General features: G+C 37.3%; 14 protein-coding genes. 10 read left to right on the top strand and 4 right to left on the bottom strand.

Features of this window, described 5'->3' with window-relative positions; translation table 11 throughout:
* The first annotated feature begins 211 nt into the window (after window positions 1–211).
* The 3 genes from JGH11_RS02100 (at window position 212) to JGH11_RS02090 (ending at window position 3,702) form a co-directional block, all read left to right on the top strand.
* Window positions 212–2,524, top strand: a complete 2,313-nt coding sequence (locus tag JGH11_RS02100) for a TonB-dependent receptor (protein ID WP_201109911.1) — start codon at window positions 212–214, stop codon at window positions 2,522–2,524.
* Window positions 2,525–2,529: 5 nt separating this feature from the next.
* Window positions 2,530–3,345, top strand: a complete 816-nt coding sequence (locus JGH11_RS02095) for a DUF4249 domain-containing protein (RefSeq protein ID WP_201109910.1) — start codon at window positions 2,530–2,532, stop codon at window positions 3,343–3,345.
* Between the two features lie 123 nt (window positions 3,346–3,468).
* On the top strand, window positions 3,469–3,702 hold the full coding sequence (locus tag JGH11_RS02090) for a DUF4834 family protein (RefSeq protein WP_201109909.1): 234 nt from the start codon (window positions 3,469–3,471) through the stop codon (window positions 3,700–3,702).
* A 10-nt stretch (window positions 3,703–3,712) separates the two neighbouring features.
* Here the strand turns inward: JGH11_RS02090 and JGH11_RS02085 are convergent, their stop codons facing one another.
* From JGH11_RS02085 to trpS, 4 genes are all read right to left on the bottom strand, one after another.
* The gene (locus JGH11_RS02085) at window positions 3,713–4,501 is read right to left on the bottom strand and encodes a polysaccharide deacetylase family protein (protein WP_201109908.1); all 789 of its coding nucleotides are present in this window, start codon (window positions 4,499–4,501) and stop codon (window positions 3,713–3,715) included.
* On the bottom strand, window positions 4,498–5,436 hold the full coding sequence (locus tag JGH11_RS02080) for a glycosyltransferase family 2 protein (protein ID WP_201109907.1): 939 nt from the start codon (window positions 5,434–5,436) through the stop codon (window positions 4,498–4,500). Before JGH11_RS02080 ends, JGH11_RS02085 begins: the two co-directional genes overlap by 4 nt.
* A gap of 43 nt (window positions 5,437–5,479) precedes the next feature.
* Window positions 5,480–6,829 carry a DUF4026 domain-containing protein gene (locus tag JGH11_RS02075; RefSeq protein ID WP_201109906.1) on the bottom strand — a complete coding sequence of 450 codons (1,350 nt, stop codon included), beginning with the start codon at window positions 6,827–6,829 and terminating at the stop codon, window positions 5,480–5,482.
* A gap of 160 nt (window positions 6,830–6,989) precedes the next feature.
* Window positions 6,990–7,979 carry a tryptophan--tRNA ligase gene (gene trpS / locus JGH11_RS02070; protein WP_201109905.1) on the bottom strand — a complete coding sequence of 330 codons (990 nt, stop codon included), beginning with the start codon at window positions 7,977–7,979 and terminating at the stop codon, window positions 6,990–6,992.
* 225 nt (window positions 7,980–8,204) lie between these two features.
* Between trpS and JGH11_RS02065 the strand changes: the two genes are divergently transcribed.
* From JGH11_RS02065 to JGH11_RS02035, 7 genes are all read left to right on the top strand, one after another.
* The gene (locus tag JGH11_RS02065; protein WP_201109904.1) at window positions 8,205–9,089 is read left to right on the top strand and encodes an alpha/beta hydrolase; all 885 of its coding nucleotides are present in this window, start codon (window positions 8,205–8,207) and stop codon (window positions 9,087–9,089) included.
* Between the two features lie 17 nt (window positions 9,090–9,106).
* The gene (locus JGH11_RS02060) at window positions 9,107–10,330 is read left to right on the top strand and encodes an isocitrate dehydrogenase (NADP(+)) (RefSeq protein WP_201109903.1); all 1,224 of its coding nucleotides are present in this window, start codon (window positions 9,107–9,109) and stop codon (window positions 10,328–10,330) included.
* A 178-nt stretch (window positions 10,331–10,508) separates the two neighbouring features.
* Window positions 10,509–11,633, top strand: a complete 1,125-nt coding sequence (gene dnaN, locus JGH11_RS02055; RefSeq protein WP_201109902.1) for a DNA polymerase III subunit beta — start codon at window positions 10,509–10,511, stop codon at window positions 11,631–11,633.
* A 91-nt stretch (window positions 11,634–11,724) separates the two neighbouring features.
* Entirely contained in the window at window positions 11,725–12,495 is a 771-nt protein-coding gene (locus JGH11_RS02050; protein ID WP_201109901.1) for a 3'-5' exonuclease, read from the top strand.
* A 313-nt stretch (window positions 12,496–12,808) separates the two neighbouring features.
* Entirely contained in the window at window positions 12,809–13,270 is a 462-nt protein-coding gene (locus JGH11_RS02045) for a division/cell wall cluster transcriptional repressor MraZ (protein ID WP_201109900.1), read from the top strand.
* 2 nt (window positions 13,271–13,272) lie between these two features.
* Complete coding sequence (gene rsmH / locus JGH11_RS02040; RefSeq protein WP_201109899.1) at window positions 13,273–14,184, top strand: 16S rRNA (cytosine(1402)-N(4))-methyltransferase RsmH; 912 nt, start codon at window positions 13,273–13,275, stop codon at window positions 14,182–14,184.
* 23 nt (window positions 14,185–14,207) lie between these two features.
* Window positions 14,208–14,534: an FtsL-like putative cell division protein gene (locus JGH11_RS02035; RefSeq protein ID WP_201109898.1), complete on the top strand. Its 327-nt coding sequence runs from the start codon at window positions 14,208–14,210 to the stop codon at window positions 14,532–14,534.
* Window positions 14,535–14,540 lie beyond the last annotated feature (6 nt).

Below are 14,540 nucleotides of genomic sequence, written 5' to 3'. Positions count from 1 at the left end.
CAGAAAAGCAGCATTCGTCGAATGCTGCTTTTCTGTTTTTAAAGAAGATGTTACGTTTCTTTGTGTTTCTCATTACTAATTATGCTTCTTGTCAAATAATTATAAATATATTCTATCTTTGTATGAGTTCAAAAGCCAGTACTATGCTAATAAAACATAGAAATCTCCGTTAAAATAGGGAAAGACTGGTAACGGCTTTAAACAATCTAATATGAAGCATCTTTTTATTGTATTTTTCTTTTTAGTAGCGTCGTCTCTTTTTGCTCAGAACAAATATATTGTTAAGGGTAAGATAAAAGGGTCTGAAAATGGAGAAGTACTTGTAGGTGTGTCAGTTGGAGTAAAAGAGTTACCGCAACAAGGGAGTTTTAGTGATGCGGCTGGTAACTATAGTATTACACTGCCTACCGGTGAATATAGTCTAATATTTAAGCTGCTGGGCTATAATATAAAGGAGGTTAAATTAAAATTAGACAAAGATAAAACATACAATATAGAACTAGAGGCAGAAGTAGTGTCTCTTGAGGCCGTTGAAATAACTGCTCGCAGAGCAGACGAGAATGTGAAGAATGTACAGTCCGGCGTAGATAAGCTTGAAATAGAGACAATGAATAAAATTCCCGTACTTTTAGGAGAAAGGGATATTCTTAAAACATTACAATTGCTTCCCGGTGTACAGAGCGCGGGTGAAGGAAATACGGGTTTTTATGTGCGGGGTGGCAGTAACGATCAGAATCTGATATTAGTAGACAATGCTGTTGTTTATAATCCGTCCCATTTGTTTGGTTTCTTCTCTACTTTCAATTCCAATGCCGTAGACAACATGTCAATTTATAAAGGGTCTATGCCTGCTCAATATGGAGGGCGTTTATCTTCAACTCTCGATGTAAATATGAAGGATGGAGATTTGAAGAACTATCATGCAACTGGAGGTATAGGCCTTATTTCGTCTAATGTTACTTTCGAAGGCCCGATACAAAAAGAGCGTTCTTCTTTTATAGTTTCTGCTCGGAGGACTTATGCCGATGCTTTAGCCCGTTTGGTGGGAGTAGAGCAAGTAAAGGGTTCTAAGTTGTATTTCTTCGATCTGAATGCAAAACTGAGCTATGTGTTATCTAATAAAGATAAACTTACCTTCTCGGCTTACTACGGGAAAGATAAATTGGGATTGGATAAAGTAGTAATGATAGATTGGGGTAATACTATAGCCAGTCTGAAATGGAACCATATTTTCACTCCTAAAGCAGCTTCAGCTACATCATTCTCTTTTACAGACTATACCTATAATGTGAGTGTCGATCTTACTACCGGGTTGAAAGTGGTATCTCATATAAAAGACTTCAACCTGAATCAGGAATTTAGTTTTTACCCTAATGAGAGGAATACGATAAAGGCGGGTTTTACATCCATATACCGGGCTGTTGTTCCCGGAGACCTTAGCAGCAAAGACCCAACGCAATTGAAGATAACGCCGTACACACATCGTTACTCATGGGATAATGCAATCTTTGCAGCTAATGACATGAAATTACATGACAGAGCAGAGTTGAGTTATGGGGTCCGTCTTTCCTCTTTTAGCGTTCTAGGCGGTGGTGATTACTATAATTTTGCAGATAATGCCATAACCGATACAATACAGACCCGTAACGGACAATTTCTGAAAACGTATTGGAGTGTAGAGCCTCGTGTTTCGTTTGCTTATCAGTTGAACGATGTTTCGTCACTCAAAGCTGCTTATACCCGTACCACTCAGAATCTGCACCTATTGTCTACGTCAAATCTATCGAGTCCTACAGATAGGTGGATCGCAAGTACTAACTATATTAAACCCGAAATTGCGAATCAGGTTTCGGTTGGTTATTTCCGTAATTTTTCAAATAATATGTTCGAATTTAGTGCCGAATTGTATTATAAAGATCTTCGAAATCAGATAGATTATAAAGATGGTGCAGATGTAAGGGCTAAGGAAATAATAGAAACAGAATTGCTTTTTGGTAAAGGGCGTGCATATGGATTAGAATTATTTTTAAAGAAGCGTTTCGGGCGTTTTAATGGTTGGGTCGGATATACACTATCCCGCACCGAGAAACAGATTGATAATATAAATGACAATAAGTGGTATGTTGCTAACCAGGATCGTACACACGATTTGTCGGTTGTAGGTATATACGATCTGAATAAGAAATGGACTCTGTCGGCTACATGGGTTTTTGCGACAGGAAATCCTATGACTTTCCCCTCAGGAAAATATGTAGTAGACGGACATGCTATTTATTATTATGAAGGACGTAATAAATATCGTGCGCCATCATTCCATCGTCTTGACCTGGGAGCAATATGTACATTGAAAAAAACGAAAAAATACACCTCGGAATTGGCATTTAGTGTTTATAATGCTTATGGGCGCAAGAACCCATACATGTTTGGGTTCAGGCAGAACGAGTATGACAAATCGAAATCCGAGTCGTATATGATATATTTATTTAGTGTGATACCATCTATCTCGTGGAATTTTAAATTCTGAACAATATGAGAATTATATGTAAATTACTCTTATTATCTATATTCTTCATGTCGTTATTCTCGTGTGAAAAGATTGTAGATATTGATCTGAGATCTATCGAGCCTAGGCTTGTTATAGATGCCTCCATTACAGAGTTTAGCCCGTGTGTAGTACTTCTTACCAAAACTCAGGCATTTAGAGATAATGGTCCAAGTGAGAAAATATCAGGAGCAGTAATTGAGCTCAGCGATGAAGACGGGTATACAGAAATACTAAAGGAGAGTAGGGGTAATCCTGGAGCATATACTTCACTTGTGCAAGGAGTAGCTAATAAGAAATATTTTCTAAAGGTTAAAGTAGGGGACGATGTATATGAGGCTTCTGCAACTATTCCTGAAGTAATACATATTGAAGAGGCATATATTTATGAAATAAAGGCTGGTAGCGGCTCGTGGTACTCACCTTCTTTTATTTTTCAAGACCCGGAAGGTATAGCCAACTATTATTATACTATTTTGTATGTGAACGGGAATCCTATGAAATCGATATATTTAGACAGCGATGAATTCAGAGATGGACTACGTATACATAAAATACTGTTCTTTAACAGAAGTGATAATCATGATAACGATTTGGAGACAGGAGATAATATAAAAATAGAATTTCAGTCTCTGGATAAAGGAATGTATACTTACTATAAATCTCTATTTTCCGTTGCGGCGGATGGAGGTACAAATCCATTGACAAATTTTTCGAGAAATGTTCTGGGTTGCTTCAAGGCATTTAATACGAGCTTTATCGAATATAATGTGAGTGGTGATATTATCTATCCTGGAAATTAATCTGTATATTTGTTGCCTGTTTAGATAACGGATACTGATAACCGATTCCCGGAACAGATCATTATCCTTACCCAAGTAAAATAAGTAGGTCTGTGACCTTAATATAAGAAATGAAGTTATACTATGTTTAAGTTTCTCGGATTTTTAATACTTCTAGGTCTCTTTGGTTTTCTTGTGGTCGGAGTACTCCTTGGCCGTGCTATACGCTTTTTAAGGCCTGAAGATAAGCGGCGCAACAATAGCAGACGTACTAATAATAAAGCAAAGCAATCAGAATCGCCGACTTCTTCTCAAAAGAAATTCTCAAAAAATGAAGGAGAATATATTAGTTATGAAGAAGTAAAGGATGACGAATAGGGCTTCAGCATTACTCTTTGATTGACTCTATAAGGTCCCATGTACGGGCAAACTCATATCCTTTATCTTTTCCCCAAGAGATGAATTTATCAAATCTCTCGATCATTTTCGTATCCGTATTTTTTGTTACATAGAAAGGAAAATTATACTTCTTTTTAGGGCCTATATCCATAAACTCCCATGGATGGAAATAGACATTCAGATAACCGTCTTTTTTCAGAACTCTGTTCGACAATTTGCAATATATGCCTAATGGCAGATTGTGGAATGATATCCAAAATAGTGGAACCCGGAATATTGGAGTTACCGAAGCCGGTAATTGCCAAACACCTTCTCTCTTGAAATAAGTGCGCGGTTCATTCAGTTTATTATATCTACCTGGTAGTAGAGTTGGATTGATAGACGAATTATATATATATCCCGCTTTAAAAACCTCTTCCTCGGGTACAGGAGCCATACGAGCCATACGATAGCCATGTACTGTTACCCCTCCTATTTCTTCCAATATATCTTTAGACATTTTCAGATGAGGTGGTTCGAAGTGATCATGTACATATCCGTGTGAAGCCAATTCATGCCCTTCATCTACAATACGTTTCACGATGTCTTTAGCATGACTGGCAAAATTGGCAGTCGTATAGAATGTCGCCTTTACATTATGTTTTGCCAGCAAATTAAGTATACGGGTTGTACCTTCCCACGAAACTTTTATCTGTAAATCGAACGGTATCGGATCGCCATATTCCCGAGGCATCTCGAATTCTTCGATGTCGAAACTTAAAAGTATTTTTGCACTCATCTCTCTTTAATATTTGTACTTCGTATAATATATGGAGGAAAACCTTTAGTCTGTGTAAATATACGGCCTATATATAGCCCTATTATTCCTAATATAAATAATTGCAGTCCTCCCAGAAAGCCGATTGTAATTATCTGTGATACCCATCCTGCCATAACGTGTCCTGACCATAAGCTGATGATGGCATATGGTACAAGGAGTAAAGATAGTAAAGCGATGCTAAACCCTAGATAAAGAGCCAGATGGAGTGGCTTTGTGCTAAAGGAAAGTATTCCTTGCATAGCTAGGTGGCGCATCTTTTTGAAAGTATATTTCGTTTGTCCCGACAGGCGTTTATCCGGCATGTAATCTATTGCATATTGTTTGAAACCCATCCAGTGTACAATGCCTCTGATAAATAAGTCCCCTCCTTTAATATTTATCAGGATATTTGCAGCATTTCTGGCCATAAGCCGAAAATCTGCCACCCCTGGTTCGAGTTCAATATCTGATACAAGATTAAGTACCTTATAGAATATATTGGAACTTTTACGTTTTCGTTTGGGCAGGGATGTGTCTTCCATTCTTTTGGTATAGACAATATCGTAGCCTTCTTCCCATTTCTTTATGAAGTCCGGCAGCATACGTGGAGGATGTTGCATATCTGCATCCATTGATATAATACAGTCTCCTGTGGCATTATCTAAGCCTGCTTTCAGTGCGTTTTGATGCCCAAAGTTCCGAGAAAATTCAATGTAAAAAAGTTGAGGGTCTTCAGCGCATAGTTTTTCCAGAAGGGACTGGCTTTCGTCGTTACTACCATCATTCACTGCTATTATTTCGTATCTGTATCCCGTTTTTACCATATTCTCATGAATTGCTTTTATAACTGTAGGTAGATTAGACTCTTCATTATAACAGCAAATCACGATTGAAACTTTTTTGGTTAATGCCATTTCATTTCTTTGTTATGCAAAGATAAATTGCAATGTATTAATATTAGTTTTCGAGCATATATATCGAATCGGTAGTAAAACTGTCGTTCGGTGAGTAGATAATCCAGTCGGTCAATAGCTCAAAAGGATAAGATTTGATGTCGCCTTCATTAAGGCCTGATATCCAATATGGTTGATTGAGGAGCTTTCCTTCTATTTTTCCATTTTCTATGGACTGTACTTCATACCATAAATGTTCTTTCTCACTTCCTGCTTCAGGATTATCTACGGTAAGACCTAGTTTTGTTAAAAATGTCCATCCCGGTTCCTCTTCTTTTTTAGAACCGAACATGTTTTTTAAGAAAGATTTTTTTTCCGGCTTCTTATACTTCTTTTTGAATACTTTTTCGAATAGGGGAAAACGCTCTTTTGCCAGAGCGCTCATTCGCTCGGTTTCCTCGTTAGTAATATAGTAAATAGGATTTTCAGCTAATGTAGATGCATATATCTCAGGGGAAATCATATTACCATCTTCTACCGCGAAAAGAATTCCCGACGGTTCCGCATGTACATTATCAACTTCATCACGGTCACTGGCTCCACCAAGTATATTTTCAGGAAGATCTTTCAACGCTTCTTCCCATCTCAACCAACAAAGATTGATTCCCATACCATCATACCCAATGGTGAACCGTTCCTTTTCCTTTGCAGGATGTGACAAGAACTTTTTGACAGTCATATTTATTAGAGTATTCATCTGCTCAGCTCCTTGATTGAAGTTGAGCATTTCAAGTTCTACCGAACCACAACGGTGCAACCCATGTGTATGAAACCAGTATCTACGGTTTCCATTTTCTCCACTATCGTCATATACTCCATGTAGTGTATACAGATAATCGGGCGAAGGGGGGATGGATGACTTAGCTGTCATACTGAGCCACTTAGCAGATAGAAGACGATACGACATAAAATCGACAGCCAGACTTGCGTCGGGAACGATGGCATCCATTATCTTCAATTGTAAGTGAAATGAACTTAAAGGATCTAACTCAAAATATAAGGATGTTTCGAGGAAGTATGCTTGTTCTGTTGCTATTTGTAGCGATTCTTCGTCTATAGAATTGGCAAATCCATAATCATTAAGATTAATGTTTTTTGTTTCACATACATACAAATCTACATTGAATCTTGTTTCTTTATATTCTATTTCGACAGCAAAGCTCATTATTGAGAATTCACTGTCGACTTCTACCTTATTGAACGAAATTAGGCTGAAATCTTTTCGCGACGAAAGAGCCTTTTCTATGTGAGGAGCTTCAAACTTAAAATCTTTCTTCCTGGGATAAACACCCATTCCTGAGGCAAGGCCTGTTTTTCCTTCTGCCAGTAAGTCATATTTTTCGTCGTTATTCATGTGCTAATGATAAGATGTGTTATAGAATTATTCGTATATTGATGTCACAAACTTAATGAAAATATCATTAGTTATTGTGGATTTAGGCAAAATATATGCTGATGAATAATATAAAAAGCCCTGACGAAATTTGCCAGGGCTCTCACTTTCGTATAGTGTCTTAGAATTTTTTAAAACCCATTATTTCGCGAACTTCTCGGAGTGTCTTACTCGCACTTTCACGTGCTTTAGCAGCACCCTCTACAGTTACTTTATGTAAATATGCTTCATCGTTCTGTATTTCGAGTATACGTTCACGTATAGGAGTAGTTACATTTATTATGTCTTCTGCCAATTGTTTTTTAAGATCTCCATAACGTATTTCGCAGGCGTTCCATTTATCTTCAAAATGAGAGACTACTTCTTCTGTCGAAACGACTTTTAGTATTGTAAACAGATTCTCTATATACTCAGGTTTTACCGAGTTAGGTTCTTTCGGGCCTTCGTCTGTCAAAGCTCGTTTTACTTTTTTCTCTATGCTTTTAGCATCTTCTGCAAGGTAAATGCAATTTCCTTCCGATTTTCCCATTTTCCCGCTTCCGTCAAGTCCCGGTATCTTTATCAGTTGCTGACCAAAGTTGTAGGCTACAGGTTCTTTGAAGTATTCTACTCCATAAAAATTATTGAAACGACGCGCAAATTTTCGAGTCATCTCCAGATGTTGCTCCTGATCTTTACCTACAGGAACTTTATCTGCATTATGCATCAGAATATCAGCAGCCATCAGGGTTGGATATGTAAGTAAGGCTGCATTTACATTTTCGGGTTGTTTGCGTGCTTTATCTTTAAATGAAGCGGTCTTTGATAATTCGCCCATATATGCATGCATGTTTAGCAACAAATACAATTCACAAACTTCCGGAACATCGCTTTGTACATATATCGTAGATACTTCGGGATCAATACCTGCTGCAAGATACTCTGTAAGAACATTTTTTACATTACTGTGTAATATTTTAGGATCAGGATGTGTCGTTAATGAATGGTAGTCTGCTATGAAAAAGAAGCATCTGTTTTCATGTTGCATTCTGGTGAAATTCCTTAAAGCCCCGTAGTAATTTCCTAAGTGTAGATTTCCAGTAGATCGGATACCACTTAATACTGTTTCCATATTATAAGTTTTATATTATTCTTTTTTGAGATACAAATATAGTCAAAATCTGGAAAAGAATCGTATATCTTATTGACTGTAAGTCTTAGGAAGTACTGTTTGTGTATTTCAGCACAATACACACTGGTTACAATGAAAAAATAATAGATAGCTCTGCTTTCTAATCTTTGATTTAAATCCTAAAATATCTATCTTTGAAAATTCAGGTATCTAAACTTCACTCAGATGATGAAAACGAATTTATCTTTATTATTAGGCATTTTTATGTTACTAACTTCCGTGGAAATGAAGGCTCAAAAAGTTGTTAAGTTATGGGACGGTAATCCTCCTATTGATAATGAAATCAAACAGCCTGAAAAATATGATAAAACAAGTGGTTGGATTACTGATGTTTCGGTTCCTGAATTATCTATTTATTTGCCGGACAAATCCAAAAATACAAGGATGGCTGTGATTATTTGCCCCGGAGGAGGGTATGCAGGTCTTGCATTCGAACATGAAGGGACTCAGTTTGCAACATGGCTGAACGAGCAAGGTATTGCCGCCGTTATCCTAAAATATCGTATGCCGAATAAGCATAAAGAAATACCGTTAGATGATGCTCAGCAAGCAATGAGGTATGTACGGACTAATGCCGGAGAATTAGGCATTGATGTAAATAAAATAGGAATTGCAGGATTTTCTGCCGGAGGGCATCTTGCCTCTACCGTTTCTACACATTATGCAACATCGGGTATAAGTACACGCCCCGATTTTTCTATTTTGTTCTACCCTGTTGTCACAATGGAGGTTGCTACACATGGAGGTTCAAAAATGAATTTGCTGGGAGACAATCCTTCATCGGTAGATGTTTATACATTTTCGAATGAGAAGCAGGTAAATGTAAATACTCCGCCCACTATTTTACTTTTGAGTGACGACGATGAGTCTGTTGCTCCTGAAAATAGTATATTGTATTACAATGCTCTGAAAAGAAACAGAGTGCCCGCAACAATGTATATTTTCCCCGAAGGCGGACATGGATGGGGTATGAGAAAGAACTTTAAATATCACACACAGATGCAGGCATTATTGCAGATGTGGGTGAAAGATCTACAGAATAAACTATAATTTTAATTTAAAATAATATGCAAAAAATAAAGGTAGCTAATCCTGTCGTTGAGATGGATGGTGATGAAATGACTCGTATTATCTGGCAATATATCAAAGATAAACTCATACTCCCATATGTAGATGTAGATCTGAAATATTATGATTTAAGTATTCAGAATCGTGATGCGACAAACGATCAGGTAACTATTGACAGTGCCGAGGCCACAAAAAAATACCATGTAGCCGTAAAATGTGCGACAATTACTCCTGATGAAGCTCGAGTGGCAGAATTTGGACTTAAGAAAATGTGGAAGTCTCCAAATGGAACAATCCGAAATATTATTGGTGGAACAGTCTTTCGTGAACCAATCATTATTAGTAATATACCTCGTTTAGTAAATACATGGACGCAACCGATTGTTATCGGGCGTCATGCGAATGCCGATCAGTATAAAGCAACAGATTTCGTTACTAAGGGCAAAGGTAAGTTAACTATTACTTTTACGCCAGAGAATGGAGAACCGCAGACTCATACTGTTTATGACTTTGAGGGGGGGGGAGTTGCTATGGGAATGTACAATACGGACGAGTCTATCTATGGCTTTGCGCACTCATGCTTCCGACTTGCTTTGCAAAAGAAATATCCGCTATACTTATCTACTAAAAATACAATACTAAAGGCCTATGATGGTCGTTTCAAGGATATCTTTCAAGAGGTGTATGAGAGAGATTATAAGGCCGATTATGATAAGGCGGGGATTACATACGAGCATCGCCTGATAGACGATATGGTTGCTTCCGCATTGAAATGGAATGGAGGTTTTGTTTGGGCGTGTAAAAATTATGATGGTGATGTGCAGTCCGATACTGTTGCTCAAGGATTTGGATCGTTGGGACTAATGACTTCAGTACTGTTGACTCCCGATGGACAGACAATGGAAGCTGAGGCCGCACATGGAACAGTAACACGCCATTATCGTCAACACCAACAAGGAAAAGAGACTTCGACAAATCCGATCGCTTCTATTTTTGCATGGACAAGAGGATTGGCTCATCGAGGTAAACTGGATAATAATCAGCCTTTGATTGACTTTGCCAATAAGTTGGAAGAAACTTGTATAGAAGTAGTGGAACAAGGAAAAATGACTAAAGACCTTGCAATGTTAGTGCATGGGGATGGGATGCAGCGTTCTCACTATTTAAACACAGAAGACTTCTTAGAAGCAATTAATCAGGGATTACAAATGAAATTGAATTAAAAATAAGACATGGGTATGCTTATAAGGAAGCTTGTTCCATAGGCTTTCCCTATTTCGGATATTTGTCTTCAAAAAATATAAGTTATATCATATAAAAGACTCTTGTAATAACTGAAAAATTCTTATATTTGCTCTATTAATATAATGCGAAAAATAAAATTTAAAACACTCTGAAAATATGAAATTTGTTGTTTCCAGTACTGCACTTCTAAGCCACTTACAGGCTATAAGCAAAGTGATCAACTCAAAAAATACATTGCCCATTTTGGATTGTTTCTTATTAGAGTTGAGTGGTTCTGTACTTACACTTACTGCGGCCGATTCAGAAACACGTTTGGTTACTTCCCTCGAAGTAAATGATGCTGACGGTAGCGGAAAGTTTGCTGTAAATGCAAAGAACCTGCTTGATCCGTTGAAGGAACTTCCTGAGCAACCGCTTACATTTGAGATAAACAATGATAATCTGGAAACATTTATATTCTTTCATAATGGTAAATATAATTTTATCGGACAGAGTGGCGATGATTATCCTCAGCCTAAGGAATTGAAAGATTCAGCTGTAAGTCTTGTTATTGAGCCTCAAATATTATTTTCCGGGATCAATCGTACTCTATTTGCAAGTGCTGACGATGAACTTCGTCCTGTGATGAATGGTGTATTTTTCGATATAACAACCGATGATTTGACTTTTGTTGCATCTGACGGGCATAAATTGGTGCGTTGCAAAACATTGGCGGCTAAAGGGGCAGAACGTGCTTCTTTTATATTGCCAAAGAAACCGGCCAATTTGTTGAAAGCTATTCTTCCTAAAGAGGCTGAGACAGTAGAGATAAAGTTTGATGAGAATAACGCATATATTAAAATGTCCAGCTATACAATGACTTGTCGTTTTATTGAAGGACGTTATCCTAATTATAATTCTGTAATTCCTCAGAACAATACGAATAAGGTTGTTTTAGATCGTTTGGCTTTTTTGAATGCATTGAAGCGTGTGTCAGTCTTCTCTAATCAGGCTAGTAACTTGGTGAAACTCCAATTGTCGGATAGAAATATAGTTATTACAGCTCAGGATATCGATTTTTCTACAGCTGCCGAAGAAACTATTGCCTGCGAGTACACCGGTGCGCCAATGAATATTGGTTTCAAATCCAGTTTCTTGATTGAGATACTGAATAATGTGCCGTCAACAGAAATTTCTTTAGAATTGTCCGATCCTTCGCGTGCAGGCCTTATTATTCCTGCCGAGAATGAAGAGAACGAAGATCTATTGATGCTGTTAATGCCAATGATGCTTAACGATTAATCTGGCGATATTTAATTATTAAACATATTATAAACTTTATCATTCTTCTGGTATGAAAATAGAGGAGTGATAAAGTTTTTTCTTAAAGCTTATGGAACTGAATTTACGAAATCCACTTATATTCTTTGATCTCGAAACAACAGGTACAGATACGGTTAAAGACCGTATAGTGGAAATATCTTATGTGAAAGTATATCCGAACGGAAAGGAAGAGGTAAAAACGAAGCGTTTAAATCCAGAGATGCCTATTCCTGCGGGTGCGACTGCCGTACATGGTATATCAGACGATGATGTTAAGGATTGTCCTACATTTAAGCAAATAGCAAAGTCTTTGGCAGACCAAATGGAAGGCTGTGATTTGGCTGGATTTAATTCAAGTCGTTTCGATATTCCACTTTTAGCAGAAGAATTTCTGCGTGCCGGGGTAGATATTGATTTTAGCAGAAGGAAGATGATTGATGTGCAAATTATTTTCCACAAAAAAGAGCAACGGACACTTGAAGCCGCTTATAAATTTTACTGTGGAAAAGAACTTACAGATGCGCACTCTGCCGAAGCGGATACACTAGCGACCTATGAGGTGCTGAAAGCTCAATTGGATAAGTACCCTGATCTGGTAAATGATATGGAAAAGCTGGCAGAGGAGTTTTCATTTTTTAATAACAATGTGGATCTCGCCGGACGTATTATCAGAGATGAGAATGGAATAGAGATATTTAATTTCGGAAAACATAAAGGCAAGTCGGTGGTCGAGGTATTGAAAAAAGAACCTAGCTTTTACGCCTGGATGATGGATGCAGATTTCCCGTTAAATACAAAGCAAGTATTGACGAAAATTAAACTGAGAGAAATGCAAAAATAAGAATTATCCGTTTGTTATATTTCTGGTAAAAAAATAGAAAGACCATCCTTTTTAAAGAAGATGGTCTTTTGTCTTTTTTGAATGTTGCTATTTTTATGATTTTACATAGTTGAAAACTAAGCTTTTATACTGTTAATAAAATAGCTGGTAGTTATATAACTGGCGTATTATCAGGCAATTGATTTGTTAATAACTTGTTAATATGCATGTTAATAACTTTTTAGTCAATTTTAAGTGGGGAAAAGTGGGGAAAAGTGTATAATTTTCCTACCTTTACGTCGCATAATGTATATAGTTAAAATTCAAAGTATTAATGTTGCAGTTTTTGGGCAATATAGAAGCTAAAATCGATACAAAGGGGAGAGTCTTTGTTCCGGCTGCTTTTAGGAAGATATTACAATCTTCCTCTCAAAATACATTGATACTCAGGAAAGATATATTTCAGGAATGCCTTGTACTTTACCCATTGGATGTATGGGAGGAAGAAGTGGCAAAGTTGCGATCTCGATTGAACCGATGGAATAAAGAAGAACAAGCTTTATTTCGTCAGTTTGTTGTTGATGCAGAACGCATGGAGATGGATGCGAATGGACGTATTCTTATTTCGAAACGTTATTGCCAAATGGTAGGTATTACTTCTGAGGTACGGCTCTTAGGAATAGACAATACAATTGAGATATGGGCCAATGAAGCTTTAGAGAGAACACTTGTTTCGGCAGAAGATTTCAGCGCCCGTATACAAACATTGATGGATAACGATTCGCAAAACGGTTAATCATGGCTGACGTATATCACATACCGGCGCTGCTTCACGAGAGTGTGGATGGCATGAATATCCATACAGACAGCATCTGTGTAGATGTTACTTTTGGAGGTGGAGGACATTCAAAGGAAATACTTTCTCGACTTGGCCGTAAAGGCCACTTGTACGCATTCGACCAAGATGCCGATGCTGTAAACAACATTCCAAAGGATGATAAATTTACTTTTGTACGGAGTAATTTCTGCTATCTTAAAAATTTCATTAAATATCATGGGGTGAATGAAGTGGATGCTATCTTAGCTGATTTGGGTGTTTCGTCTCACCATTTCGATGCTGAAGATAGGGGATTTTCATTCCGCTTTCAGGATAGTTCGCTCGATATGCGCATGAATAGAGAAGGAGGTAAAACGGCCTCTGATATATTGAATACGTATACAGAACAACAATTGGCCGATATTTTTTATTTATACGGAGAGCTGAAGCAATCTCGTCGGATTGCTTCTGAGATTGTAAAAATAAGAAAAGAAAAGCCATACAAAAAAATAAGTGATTTACTTGATACGCTTACTCCGTTTTTGGGAAGAGGAGAAAAAGAAAAGAAAATATTGGCTCAGGCATTTCAAGCCTTACGTATTGAGGTGAATGAAGAAATGGAAACGCTAAAAGAAATGCTTAATCAAGGATTAGAGATACTGAAACCCGGCGGGCGTTTTGTTGTTATCACATACCATTCGCTTGAGGACAGATTGGTTAAGAATTTCTTTAAAACGGGAAATTTTGAAGGAAAAATAGAGAAAGATTTTTTTGGAAATTTCGAAACGCCTTTTAAGTTGATAAATAATAAAGTGATTGTTCCTTCGCGTGAGGAAGAAGAACGGAATCCACGATCAAGAAGTGCGAAATTGAGGATTGCAGAGAAAAAATAATTTTAAAAGCACAAAATTAGTATATGAAAGCGAAAGATATAAAAAAGAAAGTGATGTATATCTTAGGCGGAACAGTCCTTACCGAGGACTTTTTCTGGAAAAATGCGCGCTTCATTATCACTGTTTTTGTAATCTTGGTTTTTTATATCAGCAATAGATATAGCTGTATAGAGAAGAAAGCGAAGATAGAATCCTTACAACATGAGCTTAAGGATGCTAAATACGAATCGCAGACAATTTCCGCAAAGTTGATCGGGGTGAGCAGGGAATCAGTCGTAGAGGATTTGGTCCAAAAAAACGGAGTCGATCTTCAGCACACAAAAGATCCAATATATAAAATTAAAAAATAGATAATA

The sequence above is a fragment of the Dysgonomonas sp. Marseille-P4677 genome (assembly GCF_016652235.1).
Lineage (GTDB): Bacteria > Bacteroidota > Bacteroidia > Bacteroidales > Dysgonomonadaceae > Dysgonomonas.
Note: the sequence above shows the minus strand (reverse complement) of the source record. Positions and strands in the feature narration are given on the sequence as shown.